The organism is Nitrosomonas sp. Is24 (assembly GCF_033063335.1).
Taxonomy (GTDB): domain Bacteria; phylum Pseudomonadota; class Gammaproteobacteria; order Burkholderiales; family Nitrosomonadaceae; genus Nitrosomonas.
In genome coordinates, this window is sequence record NZ_JAWJZG010000001.1 from 2,409,035 (window position 1) to 2,424,754 (window position 15,720).

13 protein-coding genes are annotated in these 15,720 nt (G+C 48.2%); 2 read left to right on the top strand and 11 right to left on the bottom strand.

Going from position 1 to position 15,720, the window contains the following annotated elements:
- Positions 1-6 precede the first annotated feature (6 nt).
- The 4 genes from R2103_RS11150 to R2103_RS11165 all read right to left on the bottom strand — a co-directional run bounded on the left by R2103_RS11150 (position 7) and on the right by R2103_RS11165 (position 3,852).
- Positions 7-1,695, bottom strand: coding sequence for a type II and III secretion system protein family protein (locus R2103_RS11150; protein ID WP_317531471.1), 1,689 nt, complete (start codon positions 1,693-1,695; stop codon positions 7-9).
- Complete coding sequence (cpaB, locus tag R2103_RS11155) at positions 1,692-2,513, bottom strand: Flp pilus assembly protein CpaB (RefSeq protein WP_317531472.1); 822 nt, start codon at positions 2,511-2,513, stop codon at positions 1,692-1,694. The genes R2103_RS11150 and cpaB overlap by 4 nt, the downstream gene beginning before the upstream one ends.
- Positions 2,514-2,979: 466 nt before the next feature.
- Positions 2,980-3,519 carry a prepilin peptidase gene (locus tag R2103_RS11160; RefSeq protein ID WP_317531473.1) on the bottom strand — a complete coding sequence of 180 codons (540 nt, stop codon included), beginning with the start codon at positions 3,517-3,519 and terminating at the stop codon, positions 2,980-2,982.
- Between the two features lie 153 nt (positions 3,520-3,672).
- Positions 3,673-3,852, bottom strand: a complete 180-nt coding sequence (locus R2103_RS11165; protein ID WP_317531474.1) for a Flp family type IVb pilin — start codon at positions 3,850-3,852, stop codon at positions 3,673-3,675.
- 472 nt (positions 3,853-4,324) lie between these two features.
- Here R2103_RS11165 and R2103_RS11170 point away from each other — a divergent pair, with 472 nt between their 5' ends.
- Positions 4,325-5,761, top strand: a complete 1,437-nt coding sequence (locus R2103_RS11170) for an ATPase (protein ID WP_317531475.1) — start codon at positions 4,325-4,327, stop codon at positions 5,759-5,761.
- 300 nt (positions 5,762-6,061) lie between these two features.
- Here R2103_RS11170 and yjjJ read toward each other — a convergent pair whose 3' ends face one another.
- Both yjjJ and R2103_RS11180 read right to left on the bottom strand, forming a co-directional pair.
- On the bottom strand, positions 6,062-7,405 hold the full coding sequence (gene yjjJ, locus R2103_RS11175; RefSeq protein WP_317531476.1) for a type II toxin-antitoxin system HipA family toxin YjjJ: 1,344 nt from the start codon (positions 7,403-7,405) through the stop codon (positions 6,062-6,064).
- Positions 7,406-7,594: 189 nt separating this feature from the next.
- On the bottom strand, positions 7,595-8,233 hold the full coding sequence (locus R2103_RS11180) for a DsbA family protein (protein ID WP_317531477.1): 639 nt from the start codon (positions 8,231-8,233) through the stop codon (positions 7,595-7,597).
- A gap of 148 nt (positions 8,234-8,381) precedes the next feature.
- On the opposite strand from R2103_RS11180, the gene R2103_RS11185 reads away from it, so the two are divergent.
- On the top strand, positions 8,382-9,278 hold the full coding sequence (locus R2103_RS11185) for a DUF6279 family lipoprotein (RefSeq protein WP_317531478.1): 897 nt from the start codon (positions 8,382-8,384) through the stop codon (positions 9,276-9,278).
- A 77-nt stretch (positions 9,279-9,355) separates the two neighbouring features.
- Here the strand turns inward: R2103_RS11185 and R2103_RS11190 are convergent, their stop codons facing one another.
- The 5 genes from R2103_RS11190 to R2103_RS11210 all read right to left on the bottom strand — a co-directional run bounded on the left by R2103_RS11190 (position 9,356) and on the right by R2103_RS11210 (position 15,718).
- A complete protein-coding gene (locus tag R2103_RS11190; RefSeq protein ID WP_317531479.1) occupies positions 9,356-10,063 on the bottom strand; it encodes a DUF4157 domain-containing protein in 708 nt (235 codons plus the stop codon).
- 374 nt (positions 10,064-10,437) lie between these two features.
- Positions 10,438-11,931 (bottom strand): HNH endonuclease, encoded by a 1,494-nt coding sequence (locus R2103_RS11195; protein WP_317531480.1) that lies wholly within the window; start codon positions 11,929-11,931, stop codon positions 10,438-10,440.
- A 103-nt stretch (positions 11,932-12,034) separates the two neighbouring features.
- On the bottom strand, positions 12,035-12,406 hold the full coding sequence (locus tag R2103_RS11200; protein ID WP_317531481.1) for a hypothetical protein: 372 nt from the start codon (positions 12,404-12,406) through the stop codon (positions 12,035-12,037).
- 36 nt (positions 12,407-12,442) lie between these two features.
- Positions 12,443-13,057 carry a class I SAM-dependent methyltransferase gene (locus R2103_RS11205; RefSeq protein ID WP_317531482.1) on the bottom strand — a complete coding sequence of 205 codons (615 nt, stop codon included), beginning with the start codon at positions 13,055-13,057 and terminating at the stop codon, positions 12,443-12,445.
- Between the two features lie 51 nt (positions 13,058-13,108).
- Complete coding sequence (locus tag R2103_RS11210) at positions 13,109-15,718, bottom strand: hypothetical protein (protein ID WP_317531483.1); 2,610 nt, start codon at positions 15,716-15,718, stop codon at positions 13,109-13,111.
- Between the last annotated feature and the right edge of the window lie 2 nt (positions 15,719-15,720).

Sequence of the window (15,720 nt, forward strand, 5' to 3'; positions counted from 1 at the left end):
ATATCCTTATTTCATTTGAAATCCACTGGGCTCAGCGCTGCTCGCCGGATTACCCGATTTTTCGATCATCTGCTGAGGAACATCTTGATTATCCGATGGATCATCCCGACGTTCCAATCGGCCTTGCAGCAGGAATTCTCCGCGTCCTGGTCGTATGAATGCATCCGTAGGAACGCTATGATCAGGCTGCATTGGTTGTACCAAACGCGGTGTAACGATAATCATCAACTCGGTTTTGTCCATCAGAAAATCACTGCTGCTGAACAGAGAACCCAGGACGGGTACTTCTCCAAGCATTGGGAAGCGTTTGATTTGCTCCTTGAAGTTATCTTGCAATAATCCACCGATTGCCAGTGATTGGCCATCGCGGAGCTGCACGGTGGTTGAAATACGGCGGGTCTTGAAAGTCGGCACGGCAACGATGGCACCAAGACCTGTGGAAGCAACTTGTTGGAATGACACCAATTCGGAGACTTCGGGATTGACGCGCAAATTGATGCGGCCTTCTTCCAGTACAGTAGGTAAGAAAACCAATCCAACGCCAAATTGTTTGGATTGCAATCTGACCGTGCTGCCCACCCCGGAAGAAACAGGAATCATGATTTCGCCACCCACCAGAAAACTGGCTTCTTGTCCACTGATCGCAACGATATTGGGTTCAGCAAGAATCTTGATCACATTGTCTTTTTTCTCGGCATCAATCAGGAAAGAACCACCTTCGCTGGAAGCAAATGGCAACCCGGTAGCCACTGGATTCTTTCCGAGCAACAAGCTTGCTGGACTACCACCAATCAACCCACCCACTATTTGAGTCCAGGCACTTCCCGATTTTCTCAAGGCTCCCTGGAAATCAAACCCCAGCTTTTCTGCTTCAGTTCGATTCACTTCAGCCACTTTGACTTCCAGCATTACTTGCTGATTGTCTCGCACCCCCAGCAGGTTGATGACTTTGAAATTGCCTAGTCCTGCACCTGCACCTTGTGAGTTCTCATTATGTTGTGAGCCTTGCCGCAATGTTTGCATAGCCTGCATTCCACCCATTCCCCCGCCTCCTGCTTGCGCTCCAGCACCAGATTGATCTCCTTGACCACCTCCTTGAAGATTCAGCATCATATTGAGGACTGACGTACGCAGAAAAGCTTCGGCCAGGGCGATCATCCGGTCGGCTTTCAAGGTATTCGAAATCATGCCAGACACAATCAGCGAATCACCTGCTGCAGTAATTTGGACATCTTTCTCATCCGGCATAATGGCTTGCACTTGCTGCCTCAGCGCTGTGACATCCATTAGAACATTGACATCAATCACCGTGGATTTGCCGTCCTTGGTCCACAGTGTGATATTGGTCATGCCGACAATCTTGCCTAAAACATAGACCTCCTGTGGATTGATCATCATGACATCGGCGACGCTGGGACTACCAACCGAAATACGTTTAATGGCATTGGGTAATTTCAATAGCGTTGATTTACCCAGCGTCACATCCAGTTTGGCCGCGCCCGTCTGTGACAAGAATTGGTCAGGCAACACTTTTTGTTCCGTTTGCATTGCAACTGTTTTGACCGGTGGTGTTGTCTGAGCCATTGCGTGCGGCAGCAACACCAGCGTTAATGAAGCCAAACCAATTGGCAGAAGTGCAGGGAAATAACTTCTAATGAACGTTATCGGGAAGTTGTTGATGAACAGTCGTCTCATTTGCCTCGTCCTTCTGACAGTTTGGTTTCGGTTTTACTGGTTCCACGAATTACTGCAATCGCCTCGTAGTGCGGGTCTCTGGAGCGGTAAACGGTTTTCTGTTCAGCAGATGCCGCTGGGGTTGGCACGGGTCGCTTAAGCAGATCGTGAATGCGCCGCCCATGCGTGTCGATGTGCTGACCATCCACCTGATTGCGCAACGCCAGGGAAAGTGTGCCAATGTTTCGTGCAAGGTCGAGGATTTCCGCTTGCTCGGGAGATACTTCCAGAGTCACGGCAGTAACGACTTTAGGCTTGGTATCGTCGCGCCCGACATCCTGTGCGATGGCAAGCACCAGAATTTGTTCCAGCACCAGTTTCGAGAAAGGGTTATGGTTTTCATCCTTGGCGCTGACCAGAATATCGACAAGGTTACCGGGCAATGCAAAACCGGCAACACCGATGACATCGTTGACTCGTACCGTAATGGCTCGCTTGCCTTCGGCAATGACACCAGATAGACCGCCTGAGGTGCCAATCGGCGCCAATTTCGATTCCAGTACGGGCTCTCCGGTCACTAGATGCATTTTGAGTACCCGGTTTCTCAATAGCTCGCCATCCTGAAACGAGCCGACAGGCATGCTGCCGCTTGGCCAATCCGTTTTTTTCAACATTTCGGGAGTTAATCGCGTACCGGCATCGATATCGCGTAGCGCAACAAACACCGATGAAGCGTCAACACGCGTTTGCTCATTGATCCACTTTCCCGCAACCACTACGGCCGCTAATCCCAGCAACAGTGAAACCACAATCATCAAGAGTGCTCTGTTATTTTTCATTTTTACAATCCTAAGTTTCTAATCTTTTGAATCGTGCATGGCACGACATAATGGATAACTTATAAATAAAAAGTTATCCAACGCCATAACTTCATGCTTCAAGTGAATCTTCTATTCTTACGGTTTGATTGTAGGAAAGATTAGGGTGAAGTAATTCCAGGATCAAGGCGGCAATTACGGGTTAATTCCGTTTAATGGTTTTAGTGCGGAGATATATCTATGAGTTTAATAAAGTTTGAGAACGATGAGGCAGCATATTTTCAACACCCAAAGCTGTGTGAAAATGGAAAACGGATATTTATATCTCTGACGGTGCAAGATAAATAATCAGTGATTGGATAATAAACACAGTGCATCACCTTTCGCAGAATCTGCATTATCCCGCTAAGACTCGAGACATGATACTGTATGTTTGAAACAGTAATTTACAGAACATCAGGGAACCTCATCGTTACCAATCAATTGATTACTGGAAATGTTTCATGGCCAGAAAAAATCCGGTTCCAGCTGTTATTGCGATAGCATAGGGTAGTTTTCCGGCAGATTGGGATGCTTCAGCAGAAAATGAAGAATTATCCTTGAAGCATTCGGATTTCGAAGTCGACAAAACTGGCAGACATAACAGAATGACATTATCGATCATTCTGCGCAGTTTTCCGCGCCACAATGAAAAAACCAAGGCGAGTAATCCACCGGCAACAAGTGTATAGAGAAACACCCAGAGAATATCATTTTGCCCGACAAATACTCCAATCATTGCCAAGAGCTTGGCATCGCCTGCGCCCATAATGCGCAACAGATAAAATGGCAGCAACAGTAATAAGCCAAAACCCAATCCGATTAAGGAATCCAGGAATCCCATTTCCGCAAACAGAAATGTGTTCAACGCAATGCCTAATACAGTGCCTGTAACGATCAAATTGTTTTTTATCCGATAATCGTAAAAATCTTGCCAACAGGCGATCATTAGTAATACCGCTAGAACAAGAAACATTGGAAGAAACATGACATAATCTCCCGGCTATGGTTATTTAAAAAGGCCATCCAACTCAGCCTGGATGACCTTTCGATAAGAAACTATGCACCCGATTACAGAGAACAGCAAAAGGGAGAAAAATTGACTACTTCTTTTCTTCTGCTGGCTCTATGCGGTCTGCAATTATGGCGCTGGAAGCAGCCCAGCTATGCCGTTAAAATAGCCAGTGAGTGCAGTACCAAGCGGGGTACCGGCTGCCAAAACCACTGCTCCAACCGCTGCAATCATGATAGCGTATTCCACTGCAGTTACACCTGATTCGTCGTTCCAGAATTGTTTAACTTGTTGTACTAATTTTTCCATGATTTCTCCTTTTAATTAAGATCAATATTGCCTATTTATCCAAATAGACTTGCCTCATAGCGGCGAGTCATTCTCAAACTTAAGCATTTATTCAGAAATTCTTATAAGTAAATAAACGCTCTGCATCAGTGGTAATCATTGCTTGCTTACTGACTACTTCTAATTACGCACAGGTGCATTCTAGGGGTATTGCCTTTCCTGAACCATAGTCAATAAGTCCTTTTTCATTAGTATATTAGTCAGAGTATTTATTAGTTCATTCGTACTATTAACTTTTAATTGTTACAACCGACTTTACCCCCCGGTTTAGCCGGTTGTTTCTGGTGGTGAAATTTGCAAAGAATCTATCACTTGAATGAAGAAAAGTGATCACTAGCCGTTAACCTGAACTTGGATTCTTGAAGGAAACCAAGAATTCAGTGGATTGGCGCTGTTTTGGCTGTTTACTTCTAAAATTGAAAGAGAGTGTGTTATGGCGAATTCTATTGGCAGATTATTGATTAAAGAAGGTTTGATTTCCAATGCGCAGTTAGCTCAGGCGAGAATCGATCAAACGCAAAATAGCGGGAGACTCGAAGACAGTCTAGTTTCATTAGGTTTTCTCACTTCTGAGCAAGTAAATGGAATATTACATCCTGTTCCACCCATACCATTAAGAATAATAAACACAGGATTAAGCGAGGCTTTCCTCAGTGATCTATTACTGAAAATTGCCTACCAAGAAGCGGGGGCTTTTACCTTACACCAAATCACCAGCAAACTATGCCTTCATTATAGTGTGATTAATGAACTGATTGAGTTACTCAAAGCGGATCATTTAATTACGATTCGACTAGCAGCAGGCTATGGGCGGGAGACTCAAGTTTTTGAATTAACACAACGCGGCCGGGAGAGAGCGGAAATGGCTATGAATATTAGTCTTTATGCGGGCGCCGCACCGGTTCCACTGAAAGACTATATAAATATTCTTTCCCAGCAATATGTTCAGCAGATCCAGATAGATAAAACATGGATACGAGAATCCCTCAGCCATATGGTGATGAACGAGAAGTTGCTTGATCAATTGGGCCCCGCTTTTAGCTCTGGGCGTGCAATCTTTCTCTATGGTCCACCGGGGACGGGAAAATCAAGTGTTGCAGAAGCATTAGGACGGGCATTACCTGGTCATGTCTACATACCCCAATCCATAGAGGTAAGCGGGCAAATAATCCGCATTTTTGATCCTGCCATACATTTTGAAGTCACGGATAAAAGCGATGAGCGCATGCAGCTCGATATAAACGCCAATTTGAAGCATGATCCGCGGTGGATAAAATGCCGCCGCCCGGTCGTAATGGTTGGTGCGGAATTTACAACTGAAATGCTCGACTTACATTGGGATAGACACAGCAAGTTTTATGAAGCGCCAGTCCAAATGAAAGCTGCGAATGGCGTGTTCATTCTGGATGATTTCGGTCGGCAAAAAATGTCTCCTCGTGAAATGCTCAATCGTTGGATTGTTCCTCTTGAACGTGGAACAGACTTTCTGTCGCTACATACCGGCATGAAATTCGAGATACCTTTTGATCAGATCAACATCTTCTGTACTAATCTTCGTCCCGCAGACTTGGTTGACGAAGCTTTTTTACGCCGTATCCGTCACAAAATAAAAATAAATTACTCAACCGAAAGTGAGTATAAGGAAATTTTGCGGCGTGTTTGTGCCATGCAAGGTATTCCATTCAACGAAGATGTGGCTGATTATCTTATCGACACATACTATCGAAAAACAGAGCGAGCACTGACGAGTAGTCATCCGCGAGATATTATTGATCAGATAATCGATTCTTCTAGATATTTTAAACAATCGCCAACATTTACCATGTCTACAGTTGATAAAGCGGCAGCTAACTATTTCATTGAAATATGAATCCCTCCATACTTGGATTCTATTAATTGTAAGAAATCTGAGGGTTGTTTGCAAAAAAAGGGGCATTTACTCAGCCTCTTATGAGGCCTAGCGGTATTGTAGAAGTTAATGAAAACGAAGAAGCTGAATGCGTTCACTTTCTATCACTCGACTTTTCAGGTCTTCGCTACATGTTTCCGCGCCCAAACCAATCTCACGGGCGCATGCTTGCAAGAAGTCCCGTCAAGCCAGATCTGTTGAGCAGATCCAGGCATTGCGTAATTACTCTAGGATCGTAACCGTGCAAAGGTCTCTACACATTCACCCTAGCCGGTCAATCTTAGCACTGGCCGTCTTGATATGGTTCTCCAGTGCGGCGATACACGATCCGAACCGGTGGCTGAATCCTGTGCTTGCCTTCATCTGAGCAAGGAACGCACGAGCCAGTTGTTCAGCGTATCGCCAGGTTTCGTTGGTCACACTGGCGCAAATGCTGGCCTCGGGCACGGTGCTCGGTAGTCCGCCACCGCTGCGGGGTGCAAAGGTCATCGGCGTCATATCGTAAGCCGGTGCGATATCATAAGGGCGGCCATGTTCGGAGACGAATGACAGATTGCCGCTATGCATGTCGGTATTACCGATCAGGGTGCCAAAAGCCCACAAAAGATCTACGCGATCCGCCGCTTCTCGACGAATCTGACCGTCAGCCGCCAGGCGGCGGGCGATGATGGGCCAACCACCGGTTCCTGCGCCAACGAATTCGGCGTCCAGTGCAGCTAAGGAGAATAGTGCACACCGGCCCAAGTTGCCGATACGGTCAAAACGCTCCGCTTCAAGGAAACGTTGGCTGCCGTGATCCACTATCCGTGTCTTGGCGGCAGGGATACCGGCCTCGCGTAGCGTTTCCAGCGCAAGATGTTCGGCTAGCAACAAATCACGCCAGCGTTCGCTCACAGAGTTTTCTTCCATCTCACTGAACTTCACGATGACGTGCCGAGGTCCATCGGGCGTGGTGGCGAAGGCGGTGAATTTTGGTTGCTCGCCTCCAGCTGACGATCCGGGTTTCTCACCACGAGCGGCTTCTAGTGCCAACCGAGCATATTCTTTGGCCTTTTGTCTCTCCTCGATTGGATCGGGAATGGAAGCGGCGAGAAAACGATCCCTCGCAATATCGCCCAGCAGCAGATTCCCTACCACATCATGGCCATGCGCAAGCAGCGCCCGCAAAGCGTGAGTATCGGCCCAGTCCGTGAGCCGTTCCGGAAGCCTCAGTTCAACGCCGTAACGAGCAGCGTATGCCCGGCCGAGATACCCTTGGGGACGCATGTCAAACAACCACCATGGCAAACCGTGGCTATGGAGAGCAGCTCCATTCTCTTGGCACATAACGAACCCTTCCGGACGCACTGGAATCAACATTCCCAGCTGACGTATCCGGCCTTCTGCATCGATCCGGTAGACCGGGAAGTCCGGCAATCCGCGTGTGGCATCGCGTAGCGCGTACTGAATAGATCGCGCAGCGCCAATCCGAACGATCTCATCGCCAAGTTCGGTCAGAGCGCGAGAGATCGTTGGTTGACTGATACCAATAATTTCAGATAGTTGGCGAGCGGATAACGGCCCGCCAAATAGTCGCGCCCGAATAGTCTCGGCGTGTGGTGACATAAATTTGAATTAATATATGAATATATTTGTGAATAGATAGTATAAGCGATCTGGATGTTATTCGAGAAAAATAGTGCAGCTTGGGGCGATATAAACCACCATCAATCACTAAGTCTCGCAGACTGCATTGGATCGACCCCATTCAATCAATGCCAGATTGAATGGATAACAACTTCTAAAACTGCATGATCAGGTGTGAGGCGCTATAGATTCGATAGTTCTGATCTCATCCAGCATGGTTCGATAATCCAAATAATCGACCGCAACCGGAAGCACGGCATTGTTAATGACCAGCCGCAAAGACGGATAGGAGTAGACATCCATGCTTCTTACCTGTTGCATTTGCTGCTGCAATTCACTTTCTATCGCCGGACTGCTCAAGTCATCGATGAAGGTTTCCGCATCCAATCCAATCTCTTGAGCGCAAGCTTGCAAGGTTTCCGGCAACGAGGGATTCTTCGCTTGTTGATAATAGGCGTTTTGAATGGCACGGATCATTTCCGGCTCAGCTTCCGCGCGTTGCTTTTTGGCTGCCAGAACGGCCCGGCAAGCCGGGTAAGTTGAGCGGATCGGCGTGTTGCGCGACCAGAAGTCCCAGTTGAAGTGAACGCCGGGAACGGTTTGCTCGATACGCTGCCATGCCTGTTGCACCATTTTCTGCGTTGCGAGCGGCATCGGTTCGGTAGTATCCGGCGCCAAGCCGCCAACGAGGTAAACAATTTCCATATCGCGCGGCAAATCCTGTTGTAATGCAGCCCAGCTTTGGCTGAAGGCGTAGCACCAGCTGCACATGGGGTCATGAATGTAGAAAATTCGCGGAAAACTCATTGCATGCGTTTAAAGTAAAAAGTTCTGCCATGTTATCGCCAAAAGCGCACGAATCCTAGCGATTCCGAATGAATCGTCACTTAAGAAAAAACATCTGCGATTGCTGTAAAATTCCCATTTGTTCACGTTTGAATTGATACCTGTCACCATGCCGAACACCTTACGAAAAACACTCGCAAGAATCGCGCTGATAGCTGTGCTGTTGCTGTCCAGCGGTTGCAGCATGCTTCGTCTGAGCTATGATAATGGGCCGCAACTGGCTTGGTGGTGGCTCGACGGGTATGTCGATTTCAGCCGGGAACAAACACCGCAGGCCAAGCACGCCATTCACCAATGGTTTGGCTGGCACCGCGCCACTCAATTGCCGGAATACGCGGATTGGTTAGCCGCGATACGCAGCCGGATCGACGGTGAGTTGACATCCACGCAAGTCTGTAGCTGGTCCGACGAGCTGCAAGCTATCATCGCGCCCGCTTTCGATCACGCCGTGCACCTCGGCACACCGGTGGCATTGCGTTTGGGTGAAACGCAATGGCGTCATCTCGAGAAACGTTATGCCAAGAGTAACGAGGAACTACGCGAAGATTTCCTGCAACCCGATCCCGAGGACCGGCAGCGCGCAGCCATCAAGCGGACGGTTAAACGCATCGAGAATCTGTACGGCGATATCGACAAAGCCCAGCGGCGCTTAATCATCGCCAGCCTTGAAGCTTCCCCTTTCAACCCGGAGGCATGGCTGACCGAACGCCAGCGGCGGCAACAAGAAACCTTGCGGACACTGCGCCTGCTCGCCGCCGAATCCGCCGCACCTGAACTGGCCACGGCTTCATTGCGGAAACTGATTGAACACACGCACCGCTCCGACGATCCGGACTACCGCGCTTACCAGTTGAAATTAGCCGAACACACCTGCGGCTTTATCGCGCGCATGCACAACAGCACCACGCCAGCACAGCGCCAGCATGCGCACGATAAGCTCAAAGGCTGGGAGACGGATTTTCGTGCATTGACGATGGATAGCCGCTTGCAGACTGCGCTGGAGTAGCGATGTTGCGGCACATTGAATAAATCCCGGATCCGGCCAGATTCAACACCCATCCCGCCGGTTAACTTCTATTAAAGCTACACAGCATTTCCTAATGCTTTCGCGCCCATCACATCCGCTTCGTGCTCCAACCCACGATCATCATTGATGGGAATACCTTCCTTCATCTGCATCGTCGGCTGCACCCGGCCTTGCGCTTGTTGCACCACATGCCAGGCTTCATGCGGCAAATGCTGCTCCTGCCCCGGTGCGACATGGATATCGGTGCCTTGCGCATAGGCAAGCGCGTTGAGTTGCGCCGGTTGCGATGAGTTGTAATGCACCCGGACGGAATCCATCGACATACCAGATAGATTCTCTATGCCGGATTTGAGGTTATCCGGCAAGCCGGTGTTATTCGCGGTGCCGTTCGTTTGCGCAGAAGACTGCTCTTCCAATTGCGCGGGAGAATCCGTAGCCGCTTTTTTCTGCAATTCTTCCTCTTCAATCCGTTGGATCGGCTCGGATTTCTTTTGCAGCGATTCATCTTCCTCGATGCGCTGCAGGGATTCACCGGATAGTATTTTGCGCTGCGCCAGCATGCGCGAACTATTGTGTATCAGTTGGCTAATTTTTCTTTGCGCGATAGCTTGGGGAGAATTGGCCATAGCAGTCATCAATTGACGCTGATTTTCAGTCGATTCACGATTGTCCGCAAAAGCTTGATGAACTGATGATATAGCTGCCACGGCAGCAGGATTGCGCGTTTGTTGCCGCTCTGATTCAACCGGTAATGATCGTTTCATATTACCTCTCCTCTCCACTATATTTTAGCCGCATGGATTAACAGTTTATTCTGACAAAAAGTACATCAAACTTCTAGCTTTGTCTAACTTAGAATCAGTAAACACAGAACCTGCTTCAATCTGGACTAAACTAAAATTGAGTTAATCATTTCTCTGGAAATTTATTATTTAAGCATCAATTTAGCTGAACTGCTGTTGCCTCACGATTTACCACAAAAACCTGATCAACCATAGAGCATCTCTGATGCAACAGAATTATGTGTCAGTTATCGTTCCGATTCAATTGTCAATAATTGCTTTAGCTACATCGTCATATCTAATTATAAAAATGATAATTCAGTAACTGAATTCTTACACGCCCGACATCCATGCAATTATTTCCAGAGAAATTTACCACCGTTATGTCCATGCTTACGGTGTACCTGGCGATCGACCAGCACCATTTTGTATTCCTCAGGCAAGTGATGCCAAGTCCAACCATCTGGACTGCTTTGTCCAGCGCCATTCTTCATGATACGATTCGCAATGCTAAAATGCACAGCACGAGATGCCTTGCTGATCTCAGCCAATTTCTTTCCACTAGTAATTCCATATCCTTTTTTCTTTGCACCTTGCTCCAGATCAACTTTTGAGCCGTTCTTAACAGGATTTTCCCATCTTCCCCCCTTGTATACCATAGGGCGTTTGGCAAAATCAAAAGTGCCCAATGTATTACGATTGTATTCTACTTTCTTGTAATCCCCATGAGAGTTTGATTTGTAATACTCCTGATAGCTCGGTCCCGATCCACGCGCAAGTTGGAATACTGTTGCCCCTGGCATCAGCTTAAATTGCTGAGTGTTATAACGATTTGCGGACATGTATTGAGTACTTTTACCGCTTTCATTAAGACTGAGATTCCCAAACATGGTTGTTAATTCTTCTATTTCACCATAAAGCTCGGGCTTAACATCATCTCTAGTAGCTGCCTTCAAATTCGACTCCTGCTCCCCCAATCCCTCTTCTTCATCGTGTCCGTATTCAAAACTATCTTCTACAGGTGCCAGTGATGTCGATGGCCCCTCTGGTAAAAAACTCTCTCTCAACCTTGATGCTCCCCACCCAATTGCCCCACCAACAATTGCGCCACCAGCGAGTAAACCTAACGTCGGCAGTGCTCCACCCAACAATGCCGCACCACCAAGTAACCCAAGCGTGCTCATCGCCCCTATCTTGGCATAACTCTTGTCTCTATCCTCATCGCGCTGCACCACACCTTTCATCTGCGTGGCAGGATTTACCCTTTCCTGTTCCTGTTGCATAACAGGCCGCACCTCATGCGGCAAATGCTGCTCCTGCCCCGGCGCGACATGAATGTCGGTTCCTTGCGCATAAGCCAGTGCATTCAATTGCGCTGGTTGTGATGAGTTGTAATGTACCCGGACGGAATCCATCGACATACCGGATAGATTCTCTATTCCGGATTTGAGATTGTCCGGCAGGCCGGTATTGTTTGGCTTGGCGGAGGATTGTTGTTCCAATTGCGCGGGAGAATCCGTGGCCGCTTTTTTCTGCAATTCTTCCTCTTCGACTCGTTGGATCGGCCCGGATTCCTTTTGCAAGGATTCGTCTTCCTCTATGCACTGCACCGGTTCTCCCGATAACATTTTGCGTTGCACCAGCAGCCGCGGATTGTTATTCATCAGTTGACTGGTTCTCCGTTGCGCTGCGGCTTGCGGGAAGTTGGCCATGGCAATCTTTAATTGACGCTGGGCAGCTGTTGATTCGCGATTATCGGCAAAAGCTTGGACACCAAGTACGCTGTTTGCTGATACTGCAGAATGGCGAGCTTGCTGTGATTCTGATTCAATCGATAATGACTGTTTCATATTACCCTCCGTTTATTTAGCGCAGCTTGCAGTTACATGCCGAGATTAAGCATTAACGCTCGCTTGGTTAATATCCTCAATCAAGCTACATACCTTATGATGGCTATACAATTTTGCACGGAATATCGGCATCCTCATCGTAACTGTATATCGCGCATAGCCGGTGATAGCCATCCGCAACAATTACCTTGCCGTTCGCCGGATCCCGCACCAGCAGAATAGGTGACAGTTGAATTCCTGCCTGTATTTTCTGCTGATTCTTCTGCACGTGGGTATTGCTGATCCCAAGTAACGATAAGCCGGACGATCTAAAAATATCCTTGGCTTTAAATTGCGACATCGCCGCTTGCTTCAAATTACCCACATGATGGGCAGCCGTTTGTTCATCGTAAATCAAACATAAGTACGATAAAGCCGCCGGATAATTATGCGCTTCAGATTCGCTTAACCATTTAATCTCGGTTTTCTTCGCCATAAGTAACAGAAATCCTCTGTGTCACCACAAACAACATTATCCGTCGTTCCGATACATCAACACCGTAAAATCATCTTCCAAGTAATCATTGAGGCATTCTACGCGCGGCGACAGTACCCGGCAAAGTGTCAGAATTTCTTCCCGGTCATGTCCGATCAGTAAATCATGCTGCGGGAAGCGGCTTTTATCCAGCATGTTAAAAGCCAGCGCGATCCGGGCGCTGTTATACAGTTTGCCGATCATGGCGGTATAAAAACTGTCATCTTTACAGCGGTATCCCAATACGCCGCTGGCGATGACGTAATCGACCTGCGGTAACTCGGCGGTGCTGAAGTCGGTTTGATAAAAAGTTGTCCGTTCGATACCTTCAAAGCGCTTCCGGGCTTCGGCGATAAACTCCGGCATTTGATCGATGCCGATATAATCGAAGCCGGAGAAATGCTGGTCCAGAAATGCTTTTAAATCGCCATATCCGCACCCGGCATCGAGTATCGTCTTACCACTCAAGTTACCCACTTTAGCCAGCACTTGGTAGCGCACTTGCTGGCTATGTGCGCCGCGCCATCCCAGTGATTCGACCGTGCCGTGTTGAAATTCGGCAATGCGATGGCGGTGATAGTGCATGACGGTCGCTTTTTCAATCAAGTCCATTGTGTCTTTCCTATAAGGATCGATCCTCTGCGCTCCAAATCCATACCCGGCCTAATCGCTGATTCTAGGCCGCGATGGCTTGCGCATTTGTTTTTTCCGCCGCTGGTAAACAACAATCGCGGCCGCGATACCGCCGAAAACAACCAAAATCAACGGCAAATTGCCCGCAGAAACAGGTTCCAGCACGGGATCATAGGTTAGCAGCAGCAATCCCGTAATCAGTGCGGGCAGCAGAATAACCAGCAGATAAATCACATAAAAGTTACTGATTTTCTTATGGATGCGGCATGAATACAGATACAAGAGGGTGAATAACAAACATAACAAGCTCAGCGCAATCCATGCCAACCGGAAGTACACGCGATTTTCGCAAACCATTTTTTCCAGTATCGACTCCGGTTCGCCATGCCAAGTGGTATTTTGGAAATATCTCACCAGGCAACCGCTGACAAAATTAATTTCATCGCAGCGGAATGGCATTTCCTCGACCACCTCCGGCTCGTTGGCCCATAAAGGCCAGAACCCGATTCCGCCGAAGTTATCTTTAAAGTAGACAATATCGTCTTCCAGCTGCTTCCAATCCCTGCCGTCGAATTCGATGACCGGAACGATATGTCTAAGCAATATGCCGCGTTCGATGCCGTGCAGTTCGCCATTTTCAATATCCAGTCGCAATTTCTTCTTGGAATCCGTAGTCGGTTCCTCAATCAGAATCAGAATCTTGGTTCTCACGTCAGAACGCGCATTGGTTGCAAACGATGTATCCGCGCTGCTGGAAGGCTTGGTATTATCAACCCAGGCAAATAAATTGGCATAGCGGTAAACACCGCTGCCCAAGGCGGATTGGGGCACCAGGATATTGACAAAATAGTCGCCTCCCTGCGCAAACAATCTTTTCTGCAACTCGGTAAAAAAGCGGTTGAACAATTCAACCGACTCGCGATCGTCCGGGAAACCATCGAAATACAGCGTAATGCCATCGCCCAGCGCGGGCGGCGGAATCATGCCGAAGGTTATATTTTGCCGTATTGTGCTGAAACGATCGGTTAATTGGCTGGTGAGCAGATTCACGATATTTTCCGTCAGCGTCTCAAAAACCGCAGCTTTGGACAGATTGGACAGTTTCTTCCAGCGCTCCCAGTAGGATTTATCATTGCGGATGACCCAGTCGACTTTGCTGTTGTGTTTGCGGGCAGCCTGAATAAATGCAGTTTGCGCATCCCGGCCTGCATCACCCAGCGATAAAATCGTGCTTTCGTTATGTACATTATTCGCGTGCTTGATGATGCCGTCTTCATCAAACGAAAGCCCGTAATAAGCGACTCTGGACAGCACGCTGAAATTGACCGTTTGCTTCTCTCCAGCCAGCCAGAACGGGTAAAAACCGTACACCGTGCCGGACAAATCATCCAGCACACAACCGCAGCCGCTGCCATCCCATTGAACCGGCGATGCCGCGCGATAAACCGGGCTTTTCTTGTACAACGGTGCGATGGCAGGCTGAACCACCTGCGTATACAACCCGGCGACGAATTCATCGATCAATGCCAAATCATGGTCTTCGCAATCCTCCTTGGGATGCAGGCGCAATAAATCAATTTCCTTCAACTGCTGAGAAAAATCGCGCATTCCCTGATAGGGGCCGGTCAGCAAGTCCTCGGTCAATTTTTTAAAATCGTCATCGCTGATTTTTAACCCGGACACATAGGCATTCTGTTTATTCACATCCTGGCAGGCGCCGATGCCTGCATAAATTTTCGACTTTGCCGCCTGCTCAAACAGATGTTTATCGGGATAGGTGACACCTTTTAATGACTTATCCAGCAACGCAACGAGAACACCGTTGAGCGAAGTAAACAGCGCATCGCCCATCAGCACATCGAGAAAACTCTGACTGATGACGGCATCGGCATAGCGGTAATATTGCTGGATCACCGGCATCAATTTATCCACCAGGTCGGGATAATCCTTAAGCGCTTCGGCGATGGCCGCTTGCAAAGCTGCTACGTTATCGAATTTCTTATTGACCAGCTTGGACAATTGCGCATAGATCTGGCCTTTACCTTGCAGTATTTTGAAATCTTCCGCCGCCAGCTGATAGAAATTGATCATCGGTTGATTTTTATTCACCGTTATCGATTCCGGCTGTGGATCAATCACTTGTAGATAGAGGTACACGAGATCGAGCAGCGCTTGATCGGTTCCGCTGCGCCGCACCTTGTAATAACTATTCTTCTGCACTTCCGGCAGATCGCCGTTCCACAAGGCAAAATCGGCGCTGATCAGCACTTTTGCCTCTTCCGGAAACATATTGGCGAAGGATGCGATACGCTCCAGACGGTTTTTGGTTTCATTGACATATTGGCCGATCGGCTCAATCTTGAAATCGTGGATAAACCGTTGCAACCAATACAACGTGACCGGCCCCATTCTCCCATCTGTCAGCGGCTGCCTGCTCTGCGCAACATCCTTTTTCCAATCGCGATCGCCTTGATAAATCAACGCCAGATTGCGCTGCATGCCACTGACAGTGGATTTATCCAACCGCTTGAATTTTTCCTGATCAAGCAGGCGATCGTACTGCGCGTCCACTGCCAGCGCAGCAGAAACGCCGCAGCTTAAAAAAATGCACACCATCCAGCAAAGGAAATATTTTTTCATCG